Source organism: Bdellovibrio sp. HCB117, assembly GCF_047305915.1.
GTDB lineage: Bacteria > Bdellovibrionota > Bdellovibrionia > Bdellovibrionales > Bdellovibrionaceae > Bdellovibrio > Bdellovibrio bacteriovorus_B.
The window spans coordinates 2,576,085-2,601,733 of record NZ_CP178622.1; the positions used below are offsets into that span (position 1 = coordinate 2,576,085).

Consider the following 25,649-nt stretch of genomic DNA (forward strand, 5'->3'; position numbering starts at 1 on the left):
CAAACCCCTTTTTTAGATTCTTATTTTACTTCTACGGCCGAGATCACGGAGCTTATAACTTTTTTTGCTTTCTCGACATTGGATTTCATGGTCGAAGGATCTTTTAATGATCCCAGCATTTCTTCCGGCGCAAAGCTCATGGTTTGAAAGATCTCAAAGTTCTTAGCGATCTCATCACCGTGATCGCGACGCAAACTTGGCGGCATCAAGCCTAGAAGTCTTTCAATTTCTTGGGAAGCTCCACCTTCACCAGCAACCTCACCCAAAACCATGTAGAAGATATTCGTCATCTCTACACCCACCTTGCGGTAGTCGTTTTTCCCAAGGGCACTGTCGACTTGCTTATAGCGTTTGTGAACAAGCTCTTTCAATGTACGCCGACGGCGTCCCCACCCGAAATCTCTTTGCGCTTTCACTAACAAACCCAAGCCCATTGCGCCATAGACAATCGCCCACAACCAAGGACGATAAAGAACGCTGGCCTCGGTCGAAGGTTCCCAATTCATCACCGGATCTGGCAGTTTATTTTCAACAACTGCCGGTTTCGTCGGTGTCTTTCCATCTGCTAAACGAGATGAGGAACCGACGGGCGCATTGGGATTATTCACGACTTTTAAAGTGATCGGCTGAGTCGTGCGCGTATAGTATTTACCCGATTGAGGATCAAACATACTGACACTCAAAGCAGGAATCACCATGTCGCCTTCTTGACGAGGAATGACTAAAACTTCAAATTCTTTATAGCTGCGACCGTTTTTAAAGAACTTCGATTCTGATTTAGTGTCGTATTGCTCAAGACCCGTCGGCCATGCAATCGCGGGAAGATCGATGACTTTCGCATTCCCTGCGCCTTCAAAGCGCACTTTCAGACTTACAGGTTGATTCACTGGAGCTGTTTGATTTTCAACGCTTGAGTGAACTTCAAACTGGCCGACAGCGCCTGTAAAATCTTGCGGACGTCCCTCCGTCGGAAGAGGTTTTACTTTGATGTCGACACGAGCCGAACTTTTTGTGTATTCGTAAGGCTTCCCGTAAAAACCACCGAACTGCGCTAAGGTTCTTACGCGAGATTTGATTTTATATTCATCAATCACCGCGCGACCTGGTTTGATCGGAAACAAAGCATGAGATGCCAGCAAAGCTTTCTTCCAAGCCACTCCGTTCACAACTTCTTCTGTGAATTGAATAGAGGGAACTTCTTCAATAATCTCTTTCCAGAAGCCTTTTAAGCTTGGGAATTTCAAACGGTCCAAAGTTTCCATCTGTCCGCGGGTATAAATATACCAGTTCACGGTGACTTGTTCGCCCTCATAAACTTCGGTCTTGTCCACTTCAACAGAAATAAAAAAGGCTTCGTTGGGATTCGTTGGTAGACTTCTAAAAGCCGCTTCCGGAAGTCCGGTGTTTGCGGATGGCCAATTCATATCATCAGGAACTTGACCCATCTGTTGCTGCAAAAGTCTTTGGCGTTGTCTTAAAAGCTGATTGAAGATTTCTTCATCGGCCTGATCCATAGCTTCAAACGGATCATCGAAACCAGGTTGTGTCGGACGCTTCTGCGGTCTTCCCGCCGAACCTTGCCCACTCACAGTGACAAGAATAGGTTTTGTGCGATGAACTTTTCCATCGACCACGACTTCAAAGGCATCCACACTTAATTGCCCTGTACGCTTCGGGCCCATCGTGTAATGAAACTCTTTACGTCTTTGTGTTTGAAATTGCATTCCTTGCGGAGTTCCGACAAGTTTCTGCGCCACCGCCGTGGACTGAGAACTATTTAATAGATCAAAGCCATCTAAGTCCGGAATGCGCGGTTCTGCAATGTCATGATCTTCTGTCGATACAACAGAGACGGTCACTGTGAAAGTGTCAGTAAGACCGATTTCATTGCGATCCACTGTGGCCTGCACTGTCGGCGCGGCGTGTGCGAAGAATCCAAAAATAAGGACACTTAGAAAGAACAGGAAATTACCAGTCTTTGTCACGAGGCTGCTCCTTCACTTCTTTGCGATTGTACTCAGCACGGATTTTTTCTTCCTGCTGTTTCAACTCGCCCAGAATCTTTTTAACATCAGCTTCTGAAAGTTCCTTTCCTTGGAAAGGACGAGGCTTGTATTTCGGCGACTGTTGCACTTGCTTCTTATCATCCTTGGGCTCTTGATCTTTGGGATCTTTATCCTTTTGATCTTTGCCGTCTTGATTTTGCTGCTGCTGCTGGTTTTGATCGCCTTGCTGATTTTGTTGATCTTGTTTATTTTCTCCACCCTGTCCTTGTTGGGACTGAGTCAGAAGTTCGATATTGGTTTTTACTTCGTTAGACGTCGGAATGATTTCTAAGGCTTTTTGATATACGGCCAAAGCTTCATCCACTTTCTTCGCTTTTCCTAAAAGTTGAGCACGGTTAAAGCGCGCCATAAAAACAAGCTCTAACTTTTCTTCTTTTAAAGCCAAGTTTTCGGCTTCCTGATAGGATTGCAGAGCTTTTTCAGCTTGTTGCAGACCCTCAAAGCTCAACCCTAAATTTAAATGCAGTTGGCCGACGAAAGGATCAAAGCGCAAAGCCTCAAGATATTTATCCATCGCCGGTCCGTATGCTTGCGCTTGAACCTGCTTATTTCCTTCGCGGTTTAATTCCAATGTTTTTAGATGTGGTCTTCCCGGTCCACATCCCACAAACAATAAAGGGGCAAGAACTAAAAGCTTCCTCATTGTGGTGGCACCTCATAGCGTCCTTTCCAGAAACGGAAAGAATGACGACGTTCGCCTAAGAAGATTTCTAAAAGAGCTAACAAAATACCTATGAATAAGATCATTTGAAAACGCTCTTCGTATTGCACGGCCATCGTCGTATCAAATTGCGTGCGTTCCAATTTTCCAATGTCTTCGACTAAGAGCTTCGTTTGATCGCCGCCGAAAGTGGCAAAATAGAAACTTCCTTTACCCGCTTCAGCTAAAGCTCTTAAAGCATCGCCCTTCACCGTGGTGATGATGGTCTGTCCTTGGCGATCTTTCTTATAACCTTTTAAAAAACCCATACCGTCACGAACAGGGATGGCTCCGCCTTTTTCAGTTCCATAAGCGAGAGAAAAAATACGAACCCCTTCATCAGCCATTTTCTTAGCTTCATCCAAAGCGCCCTGCTCATGGTCTTCACCGTCAGAGGCAATCAAAACAACGCGAGTCACTTTCACCGTGTTGTCCGTTGAAACGCCACCACGCTCAAAAGCCTCTTTAGAAATACGAAGAGCTTCAGTGAAGTTCGTACCTTGAGTAGATACGGATGAAGGTTCTAATGATTCTAAATACATTTTGATAGCGCCCGGATCATTCGTAAGCGGAGATAGCAACGCCGCGGAACCGGCAAACGCCACCACGCCCACTTTATTTCCCGGCATCAGATCGATCAAACGACTGAGTTCTGATTTCGCTTGAGCCAAGCGCGAAGGTTTTACATCTTCCGCCGTCATACTTTCAGAGACGTCTACGGCAAAGATGATTTCCACACCTTCACTTTTCACCTCTTGCTGACTCTCACCCATTTGTGGACGAGCCAAAGCCAGGACGAAGAAAAAGACGACTAAAAGCTGCAGAATGTTTTTAATAGCTCTTTTCTTTGACGATACGGAGCTTGAAAGGAATGGATAAAGTCTTTTACCAATCGCACTTTGCAAAACCTGGCGCGAGCGACGGTCAAAGAAGAAACCAATCACGACAATAACGGGAATCAACCAAAGATAGTTAAAGGCGGCGATGTTTTCAAAGCGAAACATTATGGCACCCTCCTTAACCAAGATCGTCCTAATAGAATTGCTACAAGATACGTAATCAAAGCCATCACCAGATAAGGCGGAAATTCTTCCGTGTAACTTGTGAACTTATTCACGTCGATTTTCGTTTTTTCTAGATTGTCGATATCGTTAAAGACCTTTTGCAACGCGCCTTCGTTCGTCGCACGATAGTACTTACCACCGGTCTCAGAAGCCATGCGACCTAAAAGATCATCGTTCACGGCACTTTCAAACGGCTGATAAGTTTTGATCTTTTGGCCGAAGATGTCTCGAGTGTAAACTGGGATTCTTGTCGGTCCGTCTTTTCCGATACCGATAGAGTAAACCTTAATGCCGTAACCTTTAGCGATCTCTAAGCCCGTTTCAGGATCAATGGTGCCTGAGTTGTTTTCACCGTCTGTCATAAAGATCATAACACGGCTTTTTGCTTGAGAATCTTTTAAGCGCCCCGCCGCGTTTGCCATTGAAACACCTAATGCGGTTCCGTCTTTGATTTTGGCGCTGGAGGCACTGGTGATTTCACCCACGCGCTGAAGGATTAATTGATAATCCAATGTCGGGGGAACTAAAGTGAACGACTCACCCGCAAAAACCACCAGACCGATACGGTCGGAAGTTCGAGCTTCGATAAACTTTTTAATCGTTTCTTTTGCCGCTTCAAGACGATTCAAAGGCTTCATATCTTCGATTAACATACTGTCAGAAACGTCCAGACAGATGACGATATCGATACCTTCGACATTCTTACGGATCTTTGTATTCGTTGTTTGCGGACGAGCCAATGCGATGATGGCAAAAATTAGCGCCACACCCTTAAGCAACATGGGAAGATGCATAAGTCGCGAACGCAAGCTGGGACTGACTGATTTCAAAAGTTCAACAGATCCAAATTGCAACGTCGGCGTCTTTGTTCTTTTTTTCCAAAGAACCCACGCCAAAATTAAAACCAAAGGAAGGATCAACCAGAAAGCCGCTAAGGAATGAAAAGTCATGGCAATCTCTCCATCTTCTCAACCAATAAGCGGCAGTGAGTTGTGATGTTTAAAACATCTTGTTCATTCAATTTTTCTTTATCTTGAATAGCGCGGTTGTACTCTTTAAAAAGATTCTTTAGATCAGGGCCGTATTCGACATAAACGGCACGATGATACTTCTTAAGATCTTTTAAAATAAGTCTGTCACTCCACTCCATCGCTGGCATTTGATAGCGACGAGTAAGGAAGAGTTTTAACATGTCATAGGTTAAAGTGATGGCCTCAGGAATATGGTTCGGATCAGCCTTGCCACCAAAGAAAACGGTGTTCGTTCTTTGAAGACGACGCAAGTTTTGATGAAATTGCGCGAGCGGCGACATCGCCGAGTCATGCTCTTTCAACTTCGCCAGCATATTACGACGTTGAACCACACGATAGACTTTTCCGGCAAGCATAAGGATGACTAATCCGATAACACCTGCCAAAAGAGCCCAGTACAACATCGGTACCGGTAAAGACGCAGGGCCAATAGGACCAAAGGGCTCTTGTTTCACCTGTGGCTGACCAGGTTCTGGTTTTTCTAAAACAGACTCTACCTGATATTGAATCGGACCCAAACTAAGAGTCGTCGTGCCATCGGAAAGTTGTAAATCTTGATACTGAAAATTCCCGGCCTTGTAAGCGGTGACTTTCACATCCGCTTGAGTGGTGGTTCTAAACTCAAATCCCAAAAGATGAATTTGATATTTCTCTTCAGGCTTTAAACTGAAATGCAATTTTTCTTGGGCAAGGTCTTTCGGGAAATCTCCGTCACAGACTAAAAGAAATTCGCGACCCACCGTTAATTGGTTGTCGTTCAATCCTTCGACCGAAGGTATTTCTGTCTTGCACTGAATAGCTGCCATTATTTTCTCTTCTTAAAAAACGCCACCAGCGGATTGACGTAGTCTTCGCTGGATCTTACATCGACACGTTCCACCTGCGACAAACGTAGCAGGCGATCACGCTGTTCCTTGTTTTTTTGAACAGCTTCTTCATACTGAGTGCGAAACGCTTCTGATGAAGTGTCGACGGTGATGACTTCACCCGTTTCAGCATCCTGAACCTCAATGACTCCCATTTTGGGAAGCGAGTATTCAGCTGCATCGTTCACCACACAGGCGACGACGTCATGCTTTCTGCCAAGAAGTCGTAAACTTTGATCAAATCCTTGATCCATAAAATCGCTGAACACAAAAATCGTTGCGCGTTTTTTCAAAACGCCTTGCAAGTAGCTAAAGCCTTGAGAAAGTTTCGTGCGATGACTTTTGGGTTGATAATAAAACAAATCACGAAGCAAACGATGAACGTGACCACGCCCTTTTTTCGGGGGCACAAAATGTTCGACCTGGTCACTGAATAGCAACAAGCCAATTTGGTCGTTATTCTTCACGGCCGAGAAAGCCAAAAGAGCTGCCATATGAGTCATCACTTCGCCCTTAAAATAAGGACCCGTTCCGAAATCACTGGAACCACTGACGTCGACCGCTAAGATCAGGGTCAACTCACGCTCTTCTTCAAAAGTTTTGATATAAGGTTTTCCCGTGCGCGCAGTTAAGGGCCACGAGATACTACGAACGTCATCTCCAGGCACATACTCGCGGAAGTCTGCAAAGGTCATCCCTTGGCCTTTGAAAGCCGTGTGATATTCGCCCGCAAAAAGATTGTTCACAAGCTTCCTTGTGTTGATCTCTAAGAGCTTAACCTTTTTTAAGACCTCTGGAGGTAAACTCACTATGGAACCTCAACCTGGCTGAGGATTTCTTTGATGATGTCGTCTGACTTGATGTTTTCGGCTTCGGCTTCGTAAGTCAGGATCAAACGGTGTCTCATCACGTGATAAGCAATCGCCTTCACGTCTTCTGCCGTCACGTAACCGCGACCACGAATAAACGCGTGAGCTTTTGCGGCACGATACAAACTGATCGTCGCGCGCGGTGAACCACCGACATTGATTAAGTTTGCGATACGGCTAAGACCGTACTCACCCGGCTTACGTGAAGCCATGATGATTTCTACAATGTAGTTTTTGATTTTTGCATCCACATAAATTTGATCCGCACGCGCCGAAGCACGCAGCAAATCTTCTTTCGAGATCACCGGATTCACGACAGGTTTTTCATTTGAACCCATGCGGTTTAAGATCTCAAGCTCTTCACCTTTACCTGGGTAAACGACGTTGATCTTGAACATGAAACGGTCCATTTGCGCTTCCGGTAACGGATACGTTCCTTCTTGTTCGAGCGGGTTTTGAGTCGCCAGAACTAAGAATGGATTCGAAAGTTTATAAGACTCTTCACCAATGGTGACTTGTTTTTCCGCCATGGCCTCTAGAAGTGCGGATTGAACTTTTGCAGGCGCACGATTGATCTCATCGGCCAAAACGATGTTCGTGAAGATCGGACCTTTTCTTGGTGCGAACTCCCCTGATTTTGGATTGAAGATCATCGTCCCAATCAAATCCGTAGGTAAAAGATCCGGAGTGAATTGGATTCTTTGGAAATCCAGAGAAATTGATTGCGACACTGTGGCGATGGTTAAAGTTTTCGCCAAACCAGGGACACCTTCTAGCAAGATGTGTCCACCCGTCAGCAAACCCATCATGATGCCTTCCACCATTTCTTTTTGACCGACGACGACTTTGTTAATTTCCGTCATCATTTTTTCAATAAATTGGCTTTCTTGTTTGATGGCAGCATTCAGAGCCATGATGTCAACTTCGCTCACCTATTCCTCCTCGGAAGATAACCTCTCTATTTCACAATTTTCCTATTAAGTTCGCAAGCTTGGACTTTCTAGGACAGTGCTTCCTCTACCCTTGCCAAGGACGGCAGAAAGTGGGACAAAATTATTATGATTAACAACAATACAAAAGTCTGGATCTTCATTCTTACAAGCTGCTTAGCACTTCTTGTCGTCGGTTATCAGTTGGGCGAACGCCTGGGGTTGTTAATCGGTTTCCTGCTGTCGCTGCTATTAAACTTCTTCGTTTTCTTTTACGGAGAAAGCCGCGTTCTTGCGAAGCTCAATGCAAAACGCCTTAAAGGCCAAGACTCTTGGGGTTTGATTTCTAAAGTAGAAAAAATCTCTGCTGAACTTGGAATGCCAGCTCCCGCGATCTACATCACACCGCACACGTCGGCGAATGCTTTCTGCGTGGGGCATTCTTGGAAGCGCGGATCATTGGGCTTCACTGCCGGACTTTTACAAAAGCTCGATGAAAAAGAATTAGAAGCCGTGGTCGCCCATCAAATTTGTCACATCCGTCGCCTCGATACTTTTGCATTTGGCGTCAGCAGTACACTCGCCAATTCCATCGTGGGCTTGGGGCAATTCTTAGACAATCTTCTTCCGTACAACTTGCAGTTCTTTATGCCTTTGTTGTCTCCGGTAGGATGGCTCATTATTAAGTTTGTTGTCGGCGAAAAATCTTTTTTTGAGAATGATTTGATGGCCTCAGAACTTCTGGAAAATCGCGGAAGACTGGGCGAAGTTTTGTGGCGCATGGAAGGGTTGGCTCAGACCAATCCGTTAGAGATTCCGCCATGCACAAGTCACCTTTTCATGGTGAATCCAGAAGGTTTTAAACAAAAGAATTTATTTTTGAAATCCCACCCTGCCATTGAAGTGCGTTTGCAAAAATTGATGGGTTACTACCCCATCTAACTTGACAGAGGGATTTCACAACTCAAGCTTTTATAAGGTGGTTTAATTATGGGTGAAAAATTAGAAGCCTCTTTTTCTGTACTTATCATGTCCATTGCCTCTTCCGCCGTTATGGCCATGGGTCTAGCTCCCAATCCGCAAACTGGCGAAACATCCAAAGACAAGAATATGGCTCGCTTTAATATCGACCTTCTTCTGGTGCTTCAAGAAAAGACCAAAGGAAATCTGACTGGCGATGAAACCAAATTTTTGGAAAACTTAATAAGTGATTTGCAAATGAAGTACGTGTCCATCTAAAGGAGACTTTGTATGAAGAAGTTCTTAGTGTTGCTTCTTGCGGTGTCCATGGTTGCACCGGTGACCGAAGCACAAACAGTTTTACCAAAAGACGCACCGAAATTAAAACTCAGCGATCCTCTTCCGGGAAATCTTTTTGTTGAGTTGGCAAAAGCCGTAAATCCTGCGGTTGTAAATATCTCTACCACCGCTCTTCCTAAAAATATGCCAGGTCGTCGTGATCCGATGTTAGATATGTTGGAACAGCTTTATGGCTTCCGCATGCAACAACCTCAACAGCAACAACGTCCGCAACAAATGGGCTTGGGCACAGGCTTTATTATCCGTGAAGATGGTTTGATCATCACAAACAATCACGTGATCGCGGGTGCTGACGTTATTAACGTTCAACTGAGCGAAAAATCAAAAGACGTGTACGAAGCGACTTTGATTGGAAGCGATGAAAGAACAGATATCGCGCTTATCAAAATCACTCCGAAGGCTGGTGAAAAACTTCCTTACGCTGTTCTTGGCTCTTCTAAGGATGTCGAAGTCGGAGAATGGGTGGCGGCTTTCGGGAACCCGTTTGGTCACGGTCACTCGATGACTAAAGGTATCGTTTCTTCAAAAGGTCGCGACATCACAGAAATCAATAAAATTCCTTTGATCCAAACAGACGCGAGCATCAATCCCGGGAACTCCGGCGGTCCGCTTGTAAATACAAAAGGACAAGTGATCGGCGTGAACTCTGCGATCGATGCGCGGGCGCAAGGTATCGGCTTTGCGATTCCCATTGATGAAGTGAAAGCCATCCTGCCAATTCTTGAATCCAAAGGGAGGATTGCAAGAGGTTACATCGGCGCGGCCTTGGGAGATTTGGATCCTGACGCTGCTGAGTACTTGGGGCTTGGCGATGTTCGCGGTGCAGTTATCACAAACATGGATCCGAAAGGACCTGCTTTCAAATCAGGAATGAAAACTTACGACATCGTCACAGAGTTTAACGGAAAAACCATCCGCAACTCTTTAGACTTGATGGATGCCGTGGCTGACTCCCCGATCGGAAAACCGGCGAAAGCCAAAGTCATCCGCAACAACAAAGAAGTTTCATTGTCAGTGAACGTGGCTGAGCGCGCAGAAGACAAACGCATCGTCAAAGCTCAGGCAAAGTCTTACGAGGGTCAAAAAGCTCCATTCAATTTAGGCTTCTCGGTGATGGATCCAACTCCAGAACTAAGAACCGAATGGGGTCTTCCTTCAGACATGAAACAACCGGTCGTGATTGAAACTGAACGCTCCAGCGCCGCATCCCGCGGAGGCCTGCGCGTCGGCGACGTAGTTCTAGATGTGAACAAAAAGCCTGTGGACAACACGAAAGACGTCCTCAAACACCTCAAAAAAGGCGACAACACTCTCAGAATCGCCCGCAACACCCGCATCCAAATCATCAACATCACCGCCAACTAAAAGGTGCCTGCTTCTTTTTTGGAATCCGGCGCGTTAAAAGCCCACTTTTTGAAGTGGGCTTTTTTTATTTTTAGCGCGTCAATACGCATACGTAATATGGGATTTCTTTGTTTACATGCTATACAAATGGGCACTTTGTCTCACTCCGGGACAAGGCGGCCGGGGCTTTGAATATGAATTAAAAAAATCCTCGACCTAGGTCTTTAGTTTTTTTCGGGTCTTCCGAGAAGAATAACGGACCATAGTATGGCTCCAAAGTTTGCAACAAGAACGACACCGCGAAAGGGACACTACATGAAAGTCACCGAGGTCAAAGTATTTCCAGTCAATGAGGACCGCCTTAAGGCCTACGTGTCCATCACTCTCGACAATTGTTTCGTCGTCCGCGACCTGAAAGTGATTCAGGGAACCAGCGGCCTTTTCGTGGCGATGCCCAGTAAAAAACGCAAAGACGGTCAGTTCCGCGATATCGCACATCCTTTAAATCAGGAAACGCGAACAATGATCGAAGACCTGATCTTTGAAGCTTATGAAAAAGAATTAAAATCCATGGGAGAAACCCTAGTAAATCTGAAACGCCAAAAGGCGCCTAACAGCGACTACGGCGACGATTACTAAGGTTGAAGTTCCCTGCTCATCGCCAACTTGTTTTCTGGTGTGGAGAAGACAAGGGAGGCGGCTTCAAATAAAACCCATGGAACCTTTAAAGCCCGTCGATCCCGACGGGCTTTTTTTATCCAAAAGGTGCCAGGGGACTTTTGGTTTGCGTCCCCTTCTTAACGATCTGTTGACGCATTGAATCTTTTCTTGCTTTTGCAGGGCAAAATCCGTAATTTAGCGATTCGTAAGTCTTCTAATTGGGGTATCGTCAAGTTGGTAAGACAACAGATTTTGATTCTGTCATTCGCAGGTTCGAGTCCTGCTACCCCATCCAATTTTTCATCTATCTTCAAAATACTCAGACAGTCCTCGGCTCTTGAATTTTAATTCTGGCTTCGCAGTCGTTTATCTTTCGCCTGTGGAACTCGCATTTTGAAGATAGATGAAAAATTGGACCCCGGGTTCAGGGTAGCAGGACGAGAAAAGAGAGAGCGACCCATGTCGGATGCGACCTTAGGAGCATTCGATATGGGGCAGACGGCCACGATGGCCGGCTGAGCGAACGGCCCCGGCTCTGGAAGGTTGGGCAGGAGCCCAACCTGGGAAGACCGAGTCCCCGGTTTTTTATTTTTCAAGCAATCAAAAGTGAATTCAATAACCCAGAAAGATCAAGCGTCGTCCGTAGGGGGCATCCACCTATTATATTTCTCTCATCAGAAATCACTGGGTCTCATAGCGTCTGCGGACCCACTCACTTATGGCATGCTTGACATTAAATAAATTAATTATACACTGTATATTTTAAAGGAGTCTCTATGATTACTGGACACGTCTTCATCGCTACGAGTCTTGACGGTTTCATCGCCCGGATGAACGGCGATATCGAATGGCTCCTCACTCGGGACGATCCGAACGAGGATCACGGTTACAACGACTTCATTAAGGACGTTGACGGAATTGTCATGGGCCGCGGAACCTACGAAAAAGCTCTCACATTCGAAAGTTGGTACTACAATCTTCCCGTGGTCGTTCTCTCGAAAACGCTTACCGAAGAGGACGTGCCCGAACATCTCAAAGATAAGGTTCAAATTTCAGCACTTTCTCCGCGAGAGGTACTGTTGCATTTAGAGAAAAAAGGATGGAGGAGGGCTTACGTGGATGGCGGTCAAACCATTCAGTCCTTCCTTCGAGAGAAATTGATTTCTGATCTCGTGATCACTTCTGTTCCGGTTCTCATAGGCGGAGGACGTCCGCTGTTCGGCTCGCTGATTGAAGACATCTCTCTCACGCACATCAAAACGCAGGTTTTTCCATCGGGCCTTATTCAATCCAAATACGAAGTGAACCGATGACTTCAAAGCGAGGACGCCCCCAATGCGACGCCGGAATAAGTGTGGATTTGATCCTCACAACGTCTCTAGAAATGCTTGAGCAAACCGGCCCCCATGGGTTTTCGATGCGGGCTCTTGCCTCAAGCCTTAAGATTACCCCGATGGCGATTTATCACTATTTCCCCAGTCGGGCTGCACTTATGAAGGCGTTATCTGACGCAGTTTATAGCCAAGTCGTAAAGAATTTTGAATCTGCTCAAGGCGGCGAACGAGTTAAAATCAAGCACCTCCTAACGAGCTACTACCAGATGGGACTTCGGTACCCCAATCTGACCCTTACCGTCTTTTCAACTCCAGAAGCATTTTCGACTGAGGCAAAACGCATCACAGATCTTTTGTCCGAACTTTTGGAAGCGACAGCTCTTTCCCCGAAGAGAAGACAGATGTGGTTAGATATTCTAATAGACTTCACCCACGGTAGCGCCATCGCGACGGCGATGGTGCGCCGATCTAACGTTACCTCGGCGAAGAAACAAAGCCTGCGCTACTTCCAACAGCTCGACGAACTCCTTGATCAAATGTTCTAATTCGGCAACCATCCTCGGCTCTTGAATTTTAGAAACATGGAGTTTCCGGCTAAAAGCCAGAGATCTAAGATCCATTTTTTCAGAACTAAAAAGAAGGCTTAAGAACCGCGAGTCCAATAGCCACCGACGAAAGAATCAAAATCACGCCATAATGAATCGCAACGAACTTGGGCTTCTTCTTAATAGTGAACGCCACTAACCCAAGAAGAATCCAACATGCTGTCTTTGCTTGTGCCCAGTTTGGAAAATTCTCGTGCATGCCCAGCACGCCCACCAACTTGAATGCTGTCACGAAAACTAAAATCCAGCTGATGCCGTGGGTGATGAAGCCCCATTTGCGAAGAGCGTTTTTGCCGCCGATCCAGCATCCTCCAATGATAAATCCAAGACTGACAACAAGGGCCGCGATACTGATGATATGAAGTGTTTTATACGTTAAATATTCCATAAAGACCTCGCTAGTTAATAAAGGTCCACTCTAAAACCTCAGGTTAACTTGAGGTCAAGATGCAAAAGGTTGCGGGGATGCTTTCTTTTAGAGAAGAGCGGCGCCGGGACCTTTTTTCGCTAATCTGTCTTTTGGATTTCTTAACGGGCACTCTTTCAGAGATAAACATCCGCAACCAATGCAGCTATTCAGTTGATCTTTCAGCTTCGTCATATGCGTGATTCGCTCTTCAAGATCTTTTTTCCACTTCGTCGATATCTTTTGCCAGTCAGCTTGTGAGGGCGACCGATCTTGAGGCAACAGTTTCAAGGTTTCTGCGATTTCCAGAAGAGAAAAGCCAACACTTTGCGCCGCTTTAATTATAGCAACTACACGCAACATGCCTCGAGGAAAGCGTCTTTGATTGCCTTCCGTGCGCCATGATTTAATCAGGCCTTTTTCTTCATAAAAATGAATAGCAGATACAGGAACGCCGGATCTTTTCGATAACTCTCCAACACTCAGTGTTTGTCCTAATTCATTTGCGCCAGACATGCCAACCTCAACTTTACTTGAGGTTTAGCATGCTACCCTGGTTCCTCCAACAAAAACTCTTAAACAGTTTCCGGCTTAAGATTTGTCGCTCTGACTTCCTCACCGTGACTCGATTTCAGCACGACCGGCTCAGGGTAAAGATCATGATAGGTTTTAATATGATTTTCATCAATACGCTTGTACAAGTCCGCGCGGCTGAGATCTTGATGTCTTGAGAATCCCATAGCGCCGATAATATGCGCCACTGTTCCCAGGGTTTCGCCGTGGAAATTCTTAACACGCTCGCGCTTCGTGGGAACGTGAAGACCTTTTACCAAATTTGGATCTTGGGTTGCTACACCAGTCGGGCACTTGTTGTTGTTGCAGCGAAGTGCTTGAATGCAACCCAAGGCCAACAACATCGAGCGGGCTGCATAAGTGGCATCAGCACCGATACAAAGAAGCTTCACGATATCAAATGCGGTGGTGATTTTTCCTGTCGCCAATACTTTTACTTTATCGCGCACGCCAAATTTTTTTAGAGTATCTACGACGATCACCAAAGCGTCGATGCCGGGCATCCCCATGTAGTTTGAGAACTCCAAAGGTGCGGCACCGGTTCCACCTTCCGCCCCATCAACTGCGATGAAGTCCGGGTAAGAATTCTTTTGCGCCATTAAAGACACCAGCTCTTCAAATTCTCTGCGATGGCCTAAGCACAGTTTAATACCAACCGGTTTTCCGCCGGAAAGCTCGCGCAAGGTTTCAATAAAGGTCAACATCTCTGCGGCATCGTGGAAAGCACTATGTCCCGGAGGAGAAATCACGTCTTTCCCCAAAGGAACGTTACGAATGTTGGCGATCTCTTGCGTGACTTTCTTACCCGACAAAATTCCGCCGTGACCTGGCTTAGCACCTTGAGACAGCTTGATCTCGATCATTTTCACATGAGGATGACGTGAATTCTTTTTGAAAAGTTCGGGATCAAAAACGCCGTCATGAGTGCGGCAACCGAAATAACCTGTTCCAATTTGCCAAATGAGATCTCCACCCATTTCTAGATGGTACGGAGAAATACCACCTTCCCCCGTGTTATGAGCGAAGTCGCCATCTTTAGCGCCGCCATTCAAGGATAGAATCGCATTCGTCGAAAGAGAACCAAAGCTCATCGCTGAAATATTTAGTAAGGACAAAGAGTAAGGCTGTTTACATTTTTCTCCGCCGACCATGATACGCAGATCTTTTTCACTAACATGTTTGGGATACATGGAATGAGTCACAAACTCATAGCCTTGTTTGTAAACGTCGTGCTGAGTTCCAAAAGGAACAGTGTCTAAAACTTTTTTGGCGCGCTGATAAACCACCGAACGTTGTTCACGACTGAACGGGCGACCATCTGTATTCGACTCAATAAAGTATTGATTGATCTCGGGGCGAATTGATTCCAAAAGATAACGGAAATGCCCAAAGACCGGAAAATTCGATTTGATCGCGTGACGAGTTTGACGAATATCACGAATGCCCAATGCGAAAAAAGGAACGAAAAAGAAGAGAGATAACAACCCGATCGTCCAATAGAAATAAAATAAAACGTTCAACACACACACGACCACAAGGGCGATGTAAAACTCTTTTCTCATTATTGAGCCTCGAAAATTAAGTATCTCTAAAACAATTGCGAAATCTTCAAGCCCAGTATACAAAACTTTACCGATAAAGACAGTCACTTGGACTAAGGCTGTGCGCAGCGCCTTGGATCCGAACTTCATTCAAGAATTCGCTGTTTACGTCGTGCTGCACCACCACGACACCATATCAGTTCATCAGTTTTCAGTGGTGTTCCAGATCCAGTCTATCGCGGAACGCAAAATTTCCTTTCTGCAGCACTATAAGATTTCAAACGATAACGTCTTATTTTGAGACGCCCAAATTACCAAATTAAAACCCCCTTTCCCCACCTATTGCCTAATAAGGCCTCCATAATTACCCGATAAGTAATCATATATTTATGAGGAACGTAGCCGGTACCGTCCTTTGGACAATCATGTTGGTTCTTTTGCCGCTGTTGAGTGGTTGTACTTTGGAAGTCCAAATCAACTCCGCTGATGAAGTCGTTTTTCCTAGTCTTGATACAACAATAAACACGTCTAAGCTTTCCAGAAATCAATATCCTTCGATTAAAAGAGCTCTAAATACCGCAACGACTTTATTGAATAAAAAGATTCTTGTGGCTGGCGGCGCTTACGACGCCTCTCCGATCTCGGCTACGACAGCACTTACAAGCGTAGAGATTTATGATCCCGAAACAGGAGTTTGGTCACAAGCCGAAAATCTTCCGCAGGCAAGACTGGGTCACACCGCCACTTTACTTCAAGACGGAAAAGTTCTTCTAATTGGTGGAACTACGGCTAACGACAGCTCCGCTTGTCTAAACACCACGGCCTTATATGACCCGACTTCAGGCACCTGGAGCACAGCCGCATCTTTAACGACAGGCCGTTGTTATCACACGGCGACTCTATTGAAAGACGGCCGTGTTATCGTTATGGGTGGACGAACGACCAACACCAATGTTCTTACAACTTCAAACTATAGCAACTCTGTCGAAATTTATAATCCAGCAACCAACGTCTGGACATCAGCCACTGCAATGTCGGCGGCGCGCGCTTATCACAGCGCCGTTTTACTGAAAAACGGAAAAATTCTTATCGTCGGAGGACGAAACACAGCTACTCTGCTCACAACAGCACTTTACAACCCCAGCAGCAACTCGTGGGCTGCGGGCCAGTCTTTAACTAAATCCAGAAAAGATCACACGGCCACCCTGCTTCCAGATGGAAAGGTCGTTATTATCGGCGGAGTCGATGGCGCGACCGAACTCACTGATACTACGATCTTTGATCCGACGATGGGGGTTAATGGAGCTTTTTCAGCGGGAGCCTCGCTCAGCGTTGCTCGCAAGTCTCACACGGCGACTCTTGTCGGGGATAAAATTTTTGTTGTCGGTGGAGGAACAGCTACCACGGCTTACAAAGACACGCTGATGTACAATCCATCGACGAATCAATGGAGCCCTTTAGATGATATGGAAATTGGACCGCGCATCTTCCACACGGCAAATATCGCTGGAAAATATTTAGTGGTTCTGGGCGGAATTCCTTCACCAAGTAATACCGCATCTGTTCACGCCACTCCTGAAAAACTGGATCTTTCTGCTTATGTGTGGAAATCAGAAGCCTCGATGTCAGTGGATCGCTTCATTCCCGCTGCCGCACTTTTGAAAAATGGTAAAGTACTCATCGCTGGGGGTTTATCTACGACTCCGACGTTTGTGTTTCAAGCATCTAGTGAAATCTTTGATCCTTCTACCAACACTTGGAGTGCCGCGGCTCCCCTTCCCGCTGCACGTGTGCGCAGCACGGCGACTGTTCTTGCTAGCGGCAAAGTCTTGGTCGTTGGCGGTCAAGACGCCACAGGTACTTTTAATTCTAGTGTCATTTATGATTCTGATTCTGATACTTGGAGTTCGGGACCTTCTATGTCTCACTATCGTTCTGCACATACCGCGACACTTTTACCGAACGGAAAAGTTCTGATCATCGGTGGTACAGGCGATATGGGTGGTACGTCCCTACCCGCACCCGCAGAAATTTACGATCCCACGACGAACTCATGGAGCTTAACTCCGAATATGCCGACTCCTTGTTACTTCCATACTGCGACGCTGGTACCTGATAGTACAGGTGGAAAAGTTTTTGTCATTGGCGGATCGTCGACCACCTTTCTGGCGTCAATGCAAGTTTACGATATCGCTTCGAACTCTTGGTCAGTGGCGCCACCTTTGACGGAAGCGCGATCGGGTCATACCGTGACTCATTTGAATGGAAAACTTATTGTGGCCGGGGGCTATAGTCCTTCGGGGGCATTAAGCACAGTTGAAATTTACGATATCGCAAGCAACACGTGGAGCGCAGGCGCTTCGCTTTTAGTGGCGCGAAATGCCGCGGGAGCTGTCGCACTAGCGAGTGGAAAAGTATTAGTGATTGGTGGTCAATCAACAGCTGGTGCCGGTCTTGTCAGTTCTGAAATTTATGATCCTGCCACGAACACTTGGACCATGGATCAAAGAGCCCTCAATGAAGGCCGAGCGATGTCTCCTATGTTCACCTTGAATGACGGCCGCCTTCTTCTGGTCGGGGGCGCAGATCCAGCAAATGCCATGGCTACAGTTGAATCTTACAGTCTTAGCCCGATTGCTTCTCCAGAATGGAAAGCTCCATCACTTTTACCAGGCAGATCTTATCACACTGCGACCTTGCTGAACGATGGCCGAGTGTTCGTCGCTGGCGGAGTTGAAGGCGCAAATCCTGCAACAAGCACGAGGATATATACGCCTTCTTCGAACACGTGGACGCCGGGACCGAATCTTTCCACGTTCCGCGGATATCACACGGCGACACTTTTAACTTCGGGAAAAGTATTTATCGCGGGCGGAATGAATGCGACCAACGATGCAATCCAGACTGCTGACGTGTATGATCCAGACACGAATTCGATCACAACGATAAACATGGTCCTACCTCGCATGCTCCATTCGGCAATCCCTCTGCCTGGAGGGAAAGTTCTTGTTTCGGGTGGGATCAACAATATCACATCTATAACCACCAAAAATGAAATTTGTGATCCCGCACTAGGCACCTGCACGGCTTCCTCAGATCGCCCCAATGGTTCTTACGATCTCGCCGTTGCCTTAAAGACAGGGGAGTATTTATTTGTAGGCCCTTTTGGAGTTAATCTTTATCAGCCTCTTACTGATACGTGGACTGCGGCGGCTTCAATGACCTCACTGCGCGTTTACCATACGGCGATCACATTGGCCTCTGGAAAAGTTCTGGCTCTGGGAGGAGTGGATGGGAGCACCGGCACCCCCACCACCACGACGGAGATTTATGATCCAACCACAAACTCCTGGAGTGCTGGCCCCACCTTGGATACGGCACTGCTCTTTCCGGTAGCAAATCTTCTGCCTTCCGGCGAGGTCGTGCTTACTGGTGGCTTGGTAGGTATTTCAACAACGTCTGATCAAAATGTTCGAGTGTATGATCCAGTAGAAAATCAGTGGACGTTCGCGCAGCCGTTGAAAGAAGCCCGCAGTCATCACACGGCGACGGTTTTAAAGAACGGACATCTGATGGTCTATGGTGGAGAGAATTCCACCTTCGGCTCTCTTCCCTTTTGGGAACAAGTTTTTGAACCTTAACAAAGCGTCACCCCGCATCTGCGATCACATTCAAATTACCAGTCATTCTCTGAAATCAAAACGGATTCTAAAAACTAAGACTTCGGCGGAAAAATTGCAGATAAAAACGCAATTATAATAGCGAGGACTTTATGAAGCAGATTTTAGCTTTGACAATCACTTTAATACTATTTGGCGGGCACTCCGAAGCCTCTGCTGCGGAACCAAAATGCGAAGAGCGCGCAAAAAGTGTCATACTGTCAAAAGGGCTTCATCGCGGCGAAAAGGCAGTTTTAGATCAAATTCATCTGTTCGCCAGCAATCAAAATTACGAAGGATACCACGTCTTTGTTACTGTAAATCTTAGAAGCGGAACCTCTTTCAAACAGGTCTGCGAAATCATCATGCAATCTTCAAACTGCTCCTATGATGATACCTTTGGGTGCGCAGCTAGCGTGGATGATTTATAGGTCTACAAAAAATCTACTTCCTAATCACGAATCCGTTGCGAAGGTTACTAAAACGACAAGCCTCTAGGGACAAGTGACCGCCGCCGCTGATTCTAAATACGCTGTATTCCAAGACTATGACGAACAATAGCGTCTGAGTGCGGCCCCCAGTTTTTTGGCGGCTTCGTCTTCTAAATCCGTTTTTCTTTTCACTAGGTACACATATTCTTTTCTGCGCGGAAAACGACGTGGCAGAGGTTTTTCTTCTAGCGCAAATTCAGGCTTCACGATCTCGTTATGCATCTTCGCAATAAATTTTGGAATGTAAGCGACCGCCAGACCGCGACGGCAGATTCCCAGAGCTGTCTCAAGCATTCCAACACGATAACGAATGTGGCGTGGAAACGCCTCTTCAGGCCAGCCGTCCAAACCACGCACCCTGTTCGGTGAACCTTCGATAGGACCAATGGGACTTACAAAGGGAACATCTTCAGCATGTTCGTTGAACTTATTCTTAAGACCGAAAATCCCCATTTCAATCGCCTGCACGCGCAGGTGATCCAGCTCGGGATGCGGAACCGGAATGTACGTGATAGCGAAGTCGGCTTCACGCCCAGCTACCGCCTGCTCCATCCGGCCGGGCGTCAGTTCATGAATCAGGAAAGATCGTCCACTAAACGTGTTACTTAAAATGCGCTCCATAAAGTGCGTCGAAAAAACTTCAAACGTCGCAATTCTTAAAGGCTTCAATTCACCCGCAAAAGAACCAAACAAATCAGCTTTATTAATGATGCCATCAAGTTTTTTGACAACTTCTTCCAAAGCAGGAGCCAAAGCGCGGGCGCGGTCAGTGAGCAATATACCGCGTCCATCGGGTAACAGAAGTTTTTCATCCAGCTCCCTTTCAAAAACTTTGATGGCCTTTGATAATGCGGGGGCGGAAATATGATGAAGTTCCGCCGCTTTAGTGATGCTGCCGGTTTTTACTACAGATAAAAAGTAACGAATGCGATTGATATCCATTGGTTAACATTCCTAATCCATAATGAAATTATATTCAACGGTTTTATGGGTTACTTCTTTGAGACCGCACTCCAAGGAGAAAGTATGCGCCTACTAAATCCAATTGTAAATCTGACCGAATTTATGTCTGAGCCTGTCCAATTTATGCGGGATATGGATCATCAAGGTGAGCCTCAATGCTTGCTCCTGGGCCCTAAACGCTTCGTCTTTGTTTTTGATCCGGAGCGAGCCCAAGAAATTCTTATTAAGCGAGCTGACATCTACGTTCAAAACCGCACCGTTTTCGATCGAATACAACCCGTAACTGGAAAAAAAGGCCTGGTGCAGCTTTCCGGAAAAGAGTCGCAGGCAGGACGCCTGAAATCACGTTCTATGTTTAACGGCGCCGGATTAGACACGGCACGAGTGATTATCGAAGACTATTGCGATGAATTTCTGAGAAAAGCGGCAACCCAAAATAAGATCGACGTTACGGCAGAAATGACTTCATTGATTTTACAAACAGCTTTAACGATTTTCTTGGGCGTGCGATCTCCTGAACTGGCGTCTAAAATCGGAGAAAAGTTTTTACGTCTTAATTATCTCTGTGGGTTGCGCATGCGCTCTTTAGCTCCCGCACATTTGTTCATCCCTACCCGTAAAAATCGAGAAATTATTTGCCTGCAAAAAGAGATTCGCGTGATGCTTGAAAAGCATTTGCAAAGGGAGTCCGGCGTTCCAAAGGCATTTGACGGTGATGAGAACCTGATCGATCACTGCATGACTTTTCTTTTTGCGGGACACGAGACCACGGCCGCTTCGTTAGCCTTCACGCTATTACTTCTGGCGCAAAATCCCAAATATCAAGACCAAATCGCTCAAGGTGACGAGGCAGCGACGATGGCCGTTTATAAAGAAAGTCTTCGTCTATTCCCGCCGGCGTACATGCTGGCACGACAAGCCACCCGAGATGATGATCTGTTAGGTTGTTCCGTACGAAAAGCCGATCAGGTTCTTATCGGCATCACTGAAATGCATCGCAGCCCGGATCTTTTTCCTGATCCCGGTCAGTTTAGGCCCGAACGGTTCGCAGAAAAACTCAAACATCCGTTATCCTTTATTCCTTTCGGAGCCGGAGGCAAGTCCTGCGTCGGTGAGCGCTTAGCGTATTTTGAAGCCGCCATTGTCTTAAAAAAAATCTGTCAGAAGTTCAAGATTTCAAGCCCTTCCGCGCCTCTTCAGGCAGAGCCGCTGATCACACTTCATCCTTTGCCAAATCAATATATATTCCTCCACTCTCGGGCTGGAGAAATCCATGACTAAATTTCCATTCACGAATCTCCGGGATGAGATCGAAACTTTAACAAAAACCTATCGAGAGTCTTCAACCTTGCGTCCAGAGGTTTTATTTCGAGATTTTCTACCGACGGGTTATCGTTTTACAACTCTGACTTCTGTAGATGGCCGCTTTGTAGATCTGGTGATTTTCGCCAAAATTCATTTGGGAATGATAGTCACTCTTTATGATGATCTTGCTGATCATCCTCGGTACTACAATCCAGAGCTGCTCAAATATTTATACAAATTAAATGTCGGAATAGACCACGTGCCGGCAAGAAGTCTGGCTCTGCAGGATCAAAAAGTCTTCAACTTGGCTCGATATCTCTTTCAGCGACTTGCTCTTTTGCTTCAGCACTTTCCCCACTATAAAGAGCTATTCCCCGTTCTTCGTTTTGACCTTGAGCAATTCTACATCAGTAATAAATACTCTGAGTTGATGACAAAACTTCCCGCTGTCAGAAATCTGACTGAGTCACGTCTTCTAGGACCCTACAATATGGGAATGGTAGCCGCAGGCACCATTGACCTGATGGCGAGTTCGGGATTTGACAGGCGCGAACTTGGAACTTGTCGCGAAATATTTATTTTAGGTCAACGCGCCGGGCGTATTAGCAATCTTCTTTTCACCTTGAGAAGAGAAATATCCGAAGGCGATCTAACGAACGAAATACTTATGACATCGTCGGAAAACTATCAAAATCCTTTGCACCAGGAGTTTGCCGACATCCTTACGAAGTTGCAAAATCAAGGAATACAAACTTTCTCGACAGTACAGTATGCGACTGGCTTACAAGCCCTGAATCAACTTCATCAAAATCTGGAAGGCCAAATATGAAACGCGATCACGCGCTGGTCATAGGAGCCGGAATCGCAGGCCTGGCTGCAGCCCAAGTTCTATCAGAACACTTTAAGAAGGTCACCGTCCTTGAAAAAGACCCGAGCATTGGGTCTAACAATGCACGCAGCGGTGTCCCTCAAGGGCGTCACCTTCATGTTTTGTTAAAGCGCGGACACAAAATTCTCCGTCAGCTATTTCCAAAAATAGAAAAAGACTTCGAGGATTGCCCTTACATTGACTGGTCCCACGATACCGCATGGGAAAATCGAGATGGCCTCTTTCCCCGCTATCCGTCACTGATTCGCACGGAAGCCATGAGCCGTCCTCGTCTAGAGAGCCACATGCACTTCCACGTCTCCCAGAAATCACGGATCGTGTTTCACAAAGCCGAGGTCGAAGAAATTTTCGTTGAACAAAACACCGTTGAAAGTGTGCGTTGTAAAAACAATCGCCTGTTCACGGCGGATCTTGTGGTCATCGCTGGTGGTGCTTTTTTTCCCTTAAAAAGACTGCTACCCACGTTGTCGATAGATGGCTCCACAAAAAAAACTTCCATCAACATCACCTATCGTTCCGTTCAGTTCACAAAGGCCTCTTTGAAATTTCAAGATTTCAAACAATATTATTATCAGCTCTCGCCCCCCACAGACACGAGAGGGGCCGTGATTGCACCGATAGAAAATGGTCGGTATATCGCCACTTTGATCGAATACTCGTCTTCGCTGAAAGGCAAAGCAGATTTCGAAGACTTTATGAAAAGAGCGTTGCTTGTTCCGGGAAAACATTGTTTTTCCCTTCTGAAAGATGGTCAAGCACTGGGGGAACCCGCCTATTTCCACAAGTCCCACATGCACCTTCGCCGCTTGCATAAAGTTGTCGGATTTCCGGTAAATCTTGTTGTGGTAGGCGATGCGTTTTGTTCGCTGAATCCCGTTTTTGGCCAGGGAATGACGGTGGCTTTGGAGCAAGCCCTGCTTCTAAAGAGAATGCTTTCTCAAAAATATTTTACAAGCCGAAAGTACCACAGCGACGCGGAGGCTTTACTTCGTGTTCCCTATCTACTTTCGAAGCTGGGTTCAGAAACCCACCCTAGCTTTACCAAACGATATCTCGAGAATTATTTGCATCGCTGCCAAGAATCTTCAAAGCTGCACCTTCGCTTTTTAAAAACCCTGCACTTTGAAGGAAGCGTTTTTGATCTATTGGATTTCACGTCCTTCATTAAAACTCTACTCGGGAGACACTCATGATCAAGCTTCATCAATATCCAGCCATTTGGGGATTACCCAGCTTGAGCCCTTTTTGCATCAAGGTGGAAATGTTTTTAAGAAAGAAAAACATTCCCTATCGCGTGATCGTTGAAAAGAATCCCGCACGCGGTCCCAAGGGAAAGATGCCTTTTATTCGCGATGGCGATAAAGTCGTTCCCGACTCTTCTTTTATCTTGCAGCATCTTTCAAACGCCTACACCACCTCCACTTTATCAGCTCTGAATCACGCTCAAGGAGTCGCCTTTCAAAAAATGATTGAAGAGCATCTGTACTTTATTTTGCTTTACAGCCGCTGGATAGATCCGAGGGGTTGGGAGGTCATAAAGAAAGATTTTTCTTCATTGTTTCCGCCCGTTGTTGGCACACCCTTTCTGCATTTCTTGCGACGTCGTCTGCGCAGCCAAGCCTATCTGCAAGGTCTAGGAAGACATTCCCAAGAAGAGGTTTATTTACTGGGAAAACAAGTAATGACAGCGCTGTCTGATTTTCTTGGCGATAAGGCCTATTTTTTAGGAGAGGAATTTACGACCTTGGACGCCACGGCCTATGCCTTTCTTATCACGATTCTAAAACAACCCATACCGAGCCCGTTACAAAAAGATCTTCTTAGCCACGCGAATCTTGTGGCCTATTGCCGGCGGGAAGAAGCGTTGTGCTTTCCGGAATTTGCAAAAGGGGTCACATCATGAAAACACTGCAGCAGATACAACAACAAGCGCTACTTCACATGGAGCACGGTCGTCTGGAATTAGGTCCCTCTGTTTCGGCAAACCCTGTCAGCAGTTATTTAGATCTGGCTTTGTATGAAAAAGAAATGGACGGCATCGTTAAAAAAAGACCTTTACCCTGGATTGATTCATCTAAAGTAAAAAATGTCGGTGAATCCTACAGCGCCGAATTTTTGGGAGTGCCTATAATCGCGGTTCGCGATGAGCAGCGTAAAATCCGCGTTTATCTCAACGCCTGTCGACACCGTGGAGCACAGCTTAAAGTAGTGAAAGAAGAACAGATAAAATTGGTGTGTCCATTTCATGGCTGGTCTTATTCGACCAACGGAAACCCCTCGGAAATTCCCGAAAGGCAAAATTGTTTTGCGAGCGTATCTTCGACGGCCTTTCGTTTAAAAGAACTTCCTGCGTATGAAGCAGCCGGTATGATCTGGATTATTCTTTCGCAAGACGAATTTTCTTTCCCATCCGCGTTTCAGCAATTACTCGAAGACCGTGAAGAGCTCGGTTTCCTCCCCAGGCACGCCCTAACGGAAAAATCATTTATTGCGAACTTCAATTGGAAGCTTGGCGTAGAGGCATTTCTTGAAGTTTATCACTTTACGCATGCCCATGCTCCTTATCTCGCACAGTTGCAATTTCCCAATCTCAGTATTTCAGACACGCAGGGGGAAAACTGCCGGATCGTCGTACCTTTAAGAAAGCCTTCGGACGACACATCCCTTTTGCAATGGTCGCAAGTTATGTACTTTATTTTTCCTTCAAGTTTTTTGCTCTTTTATGACGACCACGTGGCTTTGATTTCATTGCTACCGATTTCGATCAATCAGACGCTTTTTCGCGCGATTCCACTTGTGCCTAGTGAAGCTTCAAAAACAGATTCAAAGATCCAGCAAAAAATCGATTTTCTTGAAGTGATTATCGGACAAGATATTGAAATTTTAGAAGGCATTCAAAAAGGTCTTCAAAGCAAAGCCAATCGCTTCTTCACGTTCACGCGTCTGGAATACCTTCTTGCAAAATTTCATCAAGACTTGCACGTCGGTCTAAGCACGCAGGTCCCATGAAAAGAAAAGAGCCACTTCAGGAGGA

24 protein-coding genes and 1 tRNA gene are annotated in these 25,649 nt (G+C 46.1%); 14 read left to right on the forward strand and 11 right to left on the reverse strand.

The window, feature by feature from the left end; translation table 11 throughout:
* Nucleotides 1-20: 20 nt before the first annotated feature.
* Genes ACLWBD_RS12235 through ACLWBD_RS12265 form a run of 7 tightly spaced genes read right to left on the reverse strand, consistent with a single transcriptional unit; the run spans nt 21 to nt 7,528 of the window.
* Nucleotides 21-1,985 carry a BatD family protein gene (locus ACLWBD_RS12235; protein ID WP_413568363.1) on the reverse strand — a complete coding sequence of 655 codons (1,965 nt, stop codon included), beginning with the start codon at nt 1,983-1,985 and terminating at the stop codon, nt 21-23.
* Nucleotides 1,969-2,709: a tetratricopeptide repeat protein gene (locus ACLWBD_RS12240; protein ID WP_253696323.1), complete on the reverse strand. Its 741-nt coding sequence runs from the start codon at nt 2,707-2,709 to the stop codon at nt 1,969-1,971. The genes ACLWBD_RS12235 and ACLWBD_RS12240 overlap by 17 nt, the downstream gene beginning before the upstream one ends.
* Nucleotides 2,706-3,770 carry a vWA domain-containing protein gene (locus ACLWBD_RS12245; protein WP_063204671.1) on the reverse strand — a complete coding sequence of 355 codons (1,065 nt, stop codon included), beginning with the start codon at nt 3,768-3,770 and terminating at the stop codon, nt 2,706-2,708. Before ACLWBD_RS12245 ends, ACLWBD_RS12240 begins: the two co-directional genes overlap by 4 nt.
* Nucleotides 3,770-4,780, reverse strand: a complete 1,011-nt coding sequence (locus ACLWBD_RS12250; protein ID WP_413568364.1) for a vWA domain-containing protein — start codon at nt 4,778-4,780, stop codon at nt 3,770-3,772. The genes ACLWBD_RS12245 and ACLWBD_RS12250 overlap by 1 nt, the downstream gene beginning before the upstream one ends.
* Nucleotides 4,777-5,667 carry a hypothetical protein gene (locus ACLWBD_RS12255; protein ID WP_413568365.1) on the reverse strand — a complete coding sequence of 297 codons (891 nt, stop codon included), beginning with the start codon at nt 5,665-5,667 and terminating at the stop codon, nt 4,777-4,779. Before ACLWBD_RS12255 ends, ACLWBD_RS12250 begins: the two co-directional genes overlap by 4 nt.
* Nucleotides 5,667-6,536 (reverse strand): DUF58 domain-containing protein, encoded by an 870-nt coding sequence (locus ACLWBD_RS12260; RefSeq protein ID WP_063204674.1) that lies wholly within the window; start codon nt 6,534-6,536, stop codon nt 5,667-5,669. Before ACLWBD_RS12260 ends, ACLWBD_RS12255 begins: the two co-directional genes overlap by 1 nt.
* A complete protein-coding gene (locus ACLWBD_RS12265; protein WP_081112094.1) occupies nt 6,536-7,528 on the reverse strand; it encodes an AAA family ATPase in 993 nt (330 codons plus the stop codon). Before ACLWBD_RS12265 ends, ACLWBD_RS12260 begins: the two co-directional genes overlap by 1 nt.
* 126 nt (nt 7,529-7,654) lie before the next feature.
* Between ACLWBD_RS12265 and ACLWBD_RS12270 the strand changes: the two genes are divergently transcribed.
* The 7 genes from ACLWBD_RS12270 to ACLWBD_RS12300 all read left to right on the forward strand — a co-directional run bounded on the left by ACLWBD_RS12270 (nt 7,655) and on the right by ACLWBD_RS12300 (nt 12,728).
* Nucleotides 7,655-8,467, forward strand: coding sequence for a M56 family metallopeptidase (locus ACLWBD_RS12270; protein WP_063204675.1), 813 nt, complete (start codon nt 7,655-7,657; stop codon nt 8,465-8,467).
* Nucleotides 8,468-8,515: 48 nt separating this feature from the next.
* Entirely contained in the window at nt 8,516-8,764 is a 249-nt protein-coding gene (locus ACLWBD_RS12275) for a DUF1844 domain-containing protein (protein ID WP_063204676.1), read from the forward strand.
* Nucleotides 8,765-8,776: 12 nt separating this feature from the next.
* Nucleotides 8,777-10,210, forward strand: coding sequence for a trypsin-like peptidase domain-containing protein (locus ACLWBD_RS12280; RefSeq protein ID WP_413568366.1), 1,434 nt, complete (start codon nt 8,777-8,779; stop codon nt 10,208-10,210).
* Between the two features lie 294 nt (nt 10,211-10,504).
* Nucleotides 10,505-10,828 (forward strand): septation regulator SpoVG, encoded by a 324-nt coding sequence (gene spoVG, locus ACLWBD_RS12285; RefSeq protein ID WP_041872822.1) that lies wholly within the window; start codon nt 10,505-10,507, stop codon nt 10,826-10,828.
* 240 nt (nt 10,829-11,068) lie between these two features.
* A tRNA-Gln gene (locus ACLWBD_RS12290) sits at nt 11,069-11,144 on the forward strand.
* A 481-nt stretch (nt 11,145-11,625) separates the two neighbouring features.
* Nucleotides 11,626-12,162, forward strand: coding sequence for a dihydrofolate reductase family protein (locus ACLWBD_RS12295; RefSeq protein WP_063204679.1), 537 nt, complete (start codon nt 11,626-11,628; stop codon nt 12,160-12,162).
* Between the two features lie 41 nt (nt 12,163-12,203).
* Nucleotides 12,204-12,728, forward strand: coding sequence for a TetR/AcrR family transcriptional regulator (locus ACLWBD_RS12300; protein ID WP_172795496.1), 525 nt, complete (start codon nt 12,204-12,206; stop codon nt 12,726-12,728).
* 85 nt (nt 12,729-12,813) lie between these two features.
* Here the strand turns inward: ACLWBD_RS12300 and ACLWBD_RS12305 are convergent, their stop codons facing one another.
* The 3 genes from ACLWBD_RS12305 to ACLWBD_RS12315 all read right to left on the reverse strand — a co-directional run bounded on the left by ACLWBD_RS12305 (nt 12,814) and on the right by ACLWBD_RS12315 (nt 15,329).
* Nucleotides 12,814-13,176: a hypothetical protein gene (locus ACLWBD_RS12305; protein ID WP_413568367.1), complete on the reverse strand. Its 363-nt coding sequence runs from the start codon at nt 13,174-13,176 to the stop codon at nt 12,814-12,816.
* An 87-nt stretch (nt 13,177-13,263) separates the two neighbouring features.
* Nucleotides 13,264-13,710, reverse strand: a complete 447-nt coding sequence (gene soxR, locus ACLWBD_RS12310; protein ID WP_413568368.1) for a redox-sensitive transcriptional activator SoxR — start codon at nt 13,708-13,710, stop codon at nt 13,264-13,266.
* Between the two features lie 59 nt (nt 13,711-13,769).
* On the reverse strand, nt 13,770-15,329 hold the full coding sequence (locus ACLWBD_RS12315) for an FMN-binding glutamate synthase family protein (RefSeq protein ID WP_413568369.1): 1,560 nt from the start codon (nt 15,327-15,329) through the stop codon (nt 13,770-13,772).
* Nucleotides 15,330-15,697: 368 nt separating this feature from the next.
* On the opposite strand from ACLWBD_RS12315, the gene ACLWBD_RS12320 reads away from it, so the two are divergent.
* Together ACLWBD_RS12320 and ACLWBD_RS12325 are read left to right on the forward strand one after the other, a co-directional pair.
* On the forward strand, nt 15,698-18,949 hold the full coding sequence (locus ACLWBD_RS12320) for a Kelch repeat-containing protein (protein ID WP_413568370.1): 3,252 nt from the start codon (nt 15,698-15,700) through the stop codon (nt 18,947-18,949).
* A 131-nt stretch (nt 18,950-19,080) separates the two neighbouring features.
* The gene (locus ACLWBD_RS12325) at nt 19,081-19,398 is read left to right on the forward strand and encodes a hypothetical protein (protein WP_413568371.1); all 318 of its coding nucleotides are present in this window, start codon (nt 19,081-19,083) and stop codon (nt 19,396-19,398) included.
* Nucleotides 19,399-19,512: 114 nt separating this feature from the next.
* Here the strand turns inward: ACLWBD_RS12325 and ACLWBD_RS12330 are convergent, their stop codons facing one another.
* Nucleotides 19,513-20,400 (reverse strand): LysR family transcriptional regulator, encoded by an 888-nt coding sequence (locus ACLWBD_RS12330; protein ID WP_413568373.1) that lies wholly within the window; start codon nt 20,398-20,400, stop codon nt 19,513-19,515.
* 84 nt (nt 20,401-20,484) lie between these two features.
* Here ACLWBD_RS12330 and ACLWBD_RS12335 point away from each other — a divergent pair, with 84 nt between their 5' ends.
* From ACLWBD_RS12335 to ACLWBD_RS12355, 5 genes are read left to right on the forward strand one after another with little or no spacing between them, the layout of a single operon-like run.
* A complete protein-coding gene (locus ACLWBD_RS12335) occupies nt 20,485-21,702 on the forward strand; it encodes a cytochrome P450 (RefSeq protein WP_413568374.1) in 1,218 nt (405 codons plus the stop codon).
* A complete protein-coding gene (locus ACLWBD_RS12340; protein WP_413568375.1) occupies nt 21,695-22,555 on the forward strand; it encodes a hypothetical protein in 861 nt (286 codons plus the stop codon). The genes ACLWBD_RS12335 and ACLWBD_RS12340 overlap by 8 nt, the downstream gene beginning before the upstream one ends.
* A complete protein-coding gene (locus ACLWBD_RS12345) occupies nt 22,552-23,808 on the forward strand; it encodes an NAD(P)/FAD-dependent oxidoreductase (RefSeq protein WP_413568376.1) in 1,257 nt (418 codons plus the stop codon). The genes ACLWBD_RS12340 and ACLWBD_RS12345 overlap by 4 nt, the downstream gene beginning before the upstream one ends.
* On the forward strand, nt 23,805-24,518 hold the full coding sequence (locus ACLWBD_RS12350) for a glutathione S-transferase family protein (RefSeq protein ID WP_413568377.1): 714 nt from the start codon (nt 23,805-23,807) through the stop codon (nt 24,516-24,518). The genes ACLWBD_RS12345 and ACLWBD_RS12350 overlap by 4 nt, the downstream gene beginning before the upstream one ends.
* Nucleotides 24,515-25,624, forward strand: a complete 1,110-nt coding sequence (locus ACLWBD_RS12355) for an aromatic ring-hydroxylating oxygenase subunit alpha (RefSeq protein ID WP_413568378.1) — start codon at nt 24,515-24,517, stop codon at nt 25,622-25,624. The genes ACLWBD_RS12350 and ACLWBD_RS12355 overlap by 4 nt, the downstream gene beginning before the upstream one ends.
* The last annotated feature ends 25 nt before the right edge of the window (nt 25,625-25,649 follow it).

Coding starts and splice junctions, on each gene's coding strand:
- ACLWBD_RS12240 (WP_253696323.1), bottom strand. CDS start 2,709: ATGAGGAAGCTTTTAGTTCTTGCCCCTTTATTGTTTGTGGGATGTGGA.
- ACLWBD_RS12245 (WP_063204671.1), bottom strand. CDS start 3,770: ATGTTTCGCTTTGAAAACATCGCCGCCTTTAACTATCTTTGGTTGATT.
- ACLWBD_RS12250 (WP_413568364.1), bottom strand. CDS start 4,780: ATGACTTTTCATTCCTTAGCGGCTTTCTGGTTGATCCTTCCTTTGGTT.
- ACLWBD_RS12255 (WP_413568365.1), bottom strand. CDS start 5,667: ATGGCAGCTATTCAGTGCAAGACAGAAATACCTTCGGTCGAAGGATTG.
- ACLWBD_RS12270 (WP_063204675.1), top strand. CDS start 7,655: ATGATTAACAACAATACAAAAGTCTGGATCTTCATTCTTACAAGCTGC.
- ACLWBD_RS12275 (WP_063204676.1), top strand. CDS start 8,516: ATGGGTGAAAAATTAGAAGCCTCTTTTTCTGTACTTATCATGTCCATT.
- ACLWBD_RS12280 (WP_413568366.1), top strand. CDS start 8,777: ATGAAGAAGTTCTTAGTGTTGCTTCTTGCGGTGTCCATGGTTGCACCG.
- spoVG (WP_041872822.1), top strand. CDS start 10,505: ATGAAAGTCACCGAGGTCAAAGTATTTCCAGTCAATGAGGACCGCCTT.
- ACLWBD_RS12295 (WP_063204679.1), top strand. CDS start 11,626: ATGATTACTGGACACGTCTTCATCGCTACGAGTCTTGACGGTTTCATC.
- ACLWBD_RS12305 (WP_413568367.1), bottom strand. CDS start 13,176: ATGGAATATTTAACGTATAAAACACTTCATATCATCAGTATCGCGGCC.
- soxR (WP_413568368.1), bottom strand. CDS start 13,710: ATGTCTGGCGCAAATGAATTAGGACAAACACTGAGTGTTGGAGAGTTA.
- ACLWBD_RS12315 (WP_413568369.1), bottom strand. CDS start 15,329: ATGAGAAAAGAGTTTTACATCGCCCTTGTGGTCGTGTGTGTGTTGAAC.
- ACLWBD_RS12320 (WP_413568370.1), top strand. CDS start 15,698: ATGAGGAACGTAGCCGGTACCGTCCTTTGGACAATCATGTTGGTTCTT.
- ACLWBD_RS12325 (WP_413568371.1), top strand. CDS start 19,081: ATGAAGCAGATTTTAGCTTTGACAATCACTTTAATACTATTTGGCGGG.
- ACLWBD_RS12330 (WP_413568373.1), bottom strand. CDS start 20,400: ATGGATATCAATCGCATTCGTTACTTTTTATCTGTAGTAAAAACCGGC.
- ACLWBD_RS12335 (WP_413568374.1), top strand. CDS start 20,485: ATGCGCCTACTAAATCCAATTGTAAATCTGACCGAATTTATGTCTGAG.
- ACLWBD_RS12340 (WP_413568375.1), top strand. CDS start 21,695: ATGACTAAATTTCCATTCACGAATCTCCGGGATGAGATCGAAACTTTA.
- ACLWBD_RS12345 (WP_413568376.1), top strand. CDS start 22,552: ATGAAACGCGATCACGCGCTGGTCATAGGAGCCGGAATCGCAGGCCTG.
- ACLWBD_RS12350 (WP_413568377.1), top strand. CDS start 23,805: ATGATCAAGCTTCATCAATATCCAGCCATTTGGGGATTACCCAGCTTG.
- ACLWBD_RS12355 (WP_413568378.1), top strand. CDS start 24,515: ATGAAAACACTGCAGCAGATACAACAACAAGCGCTACTTCACATGGAG.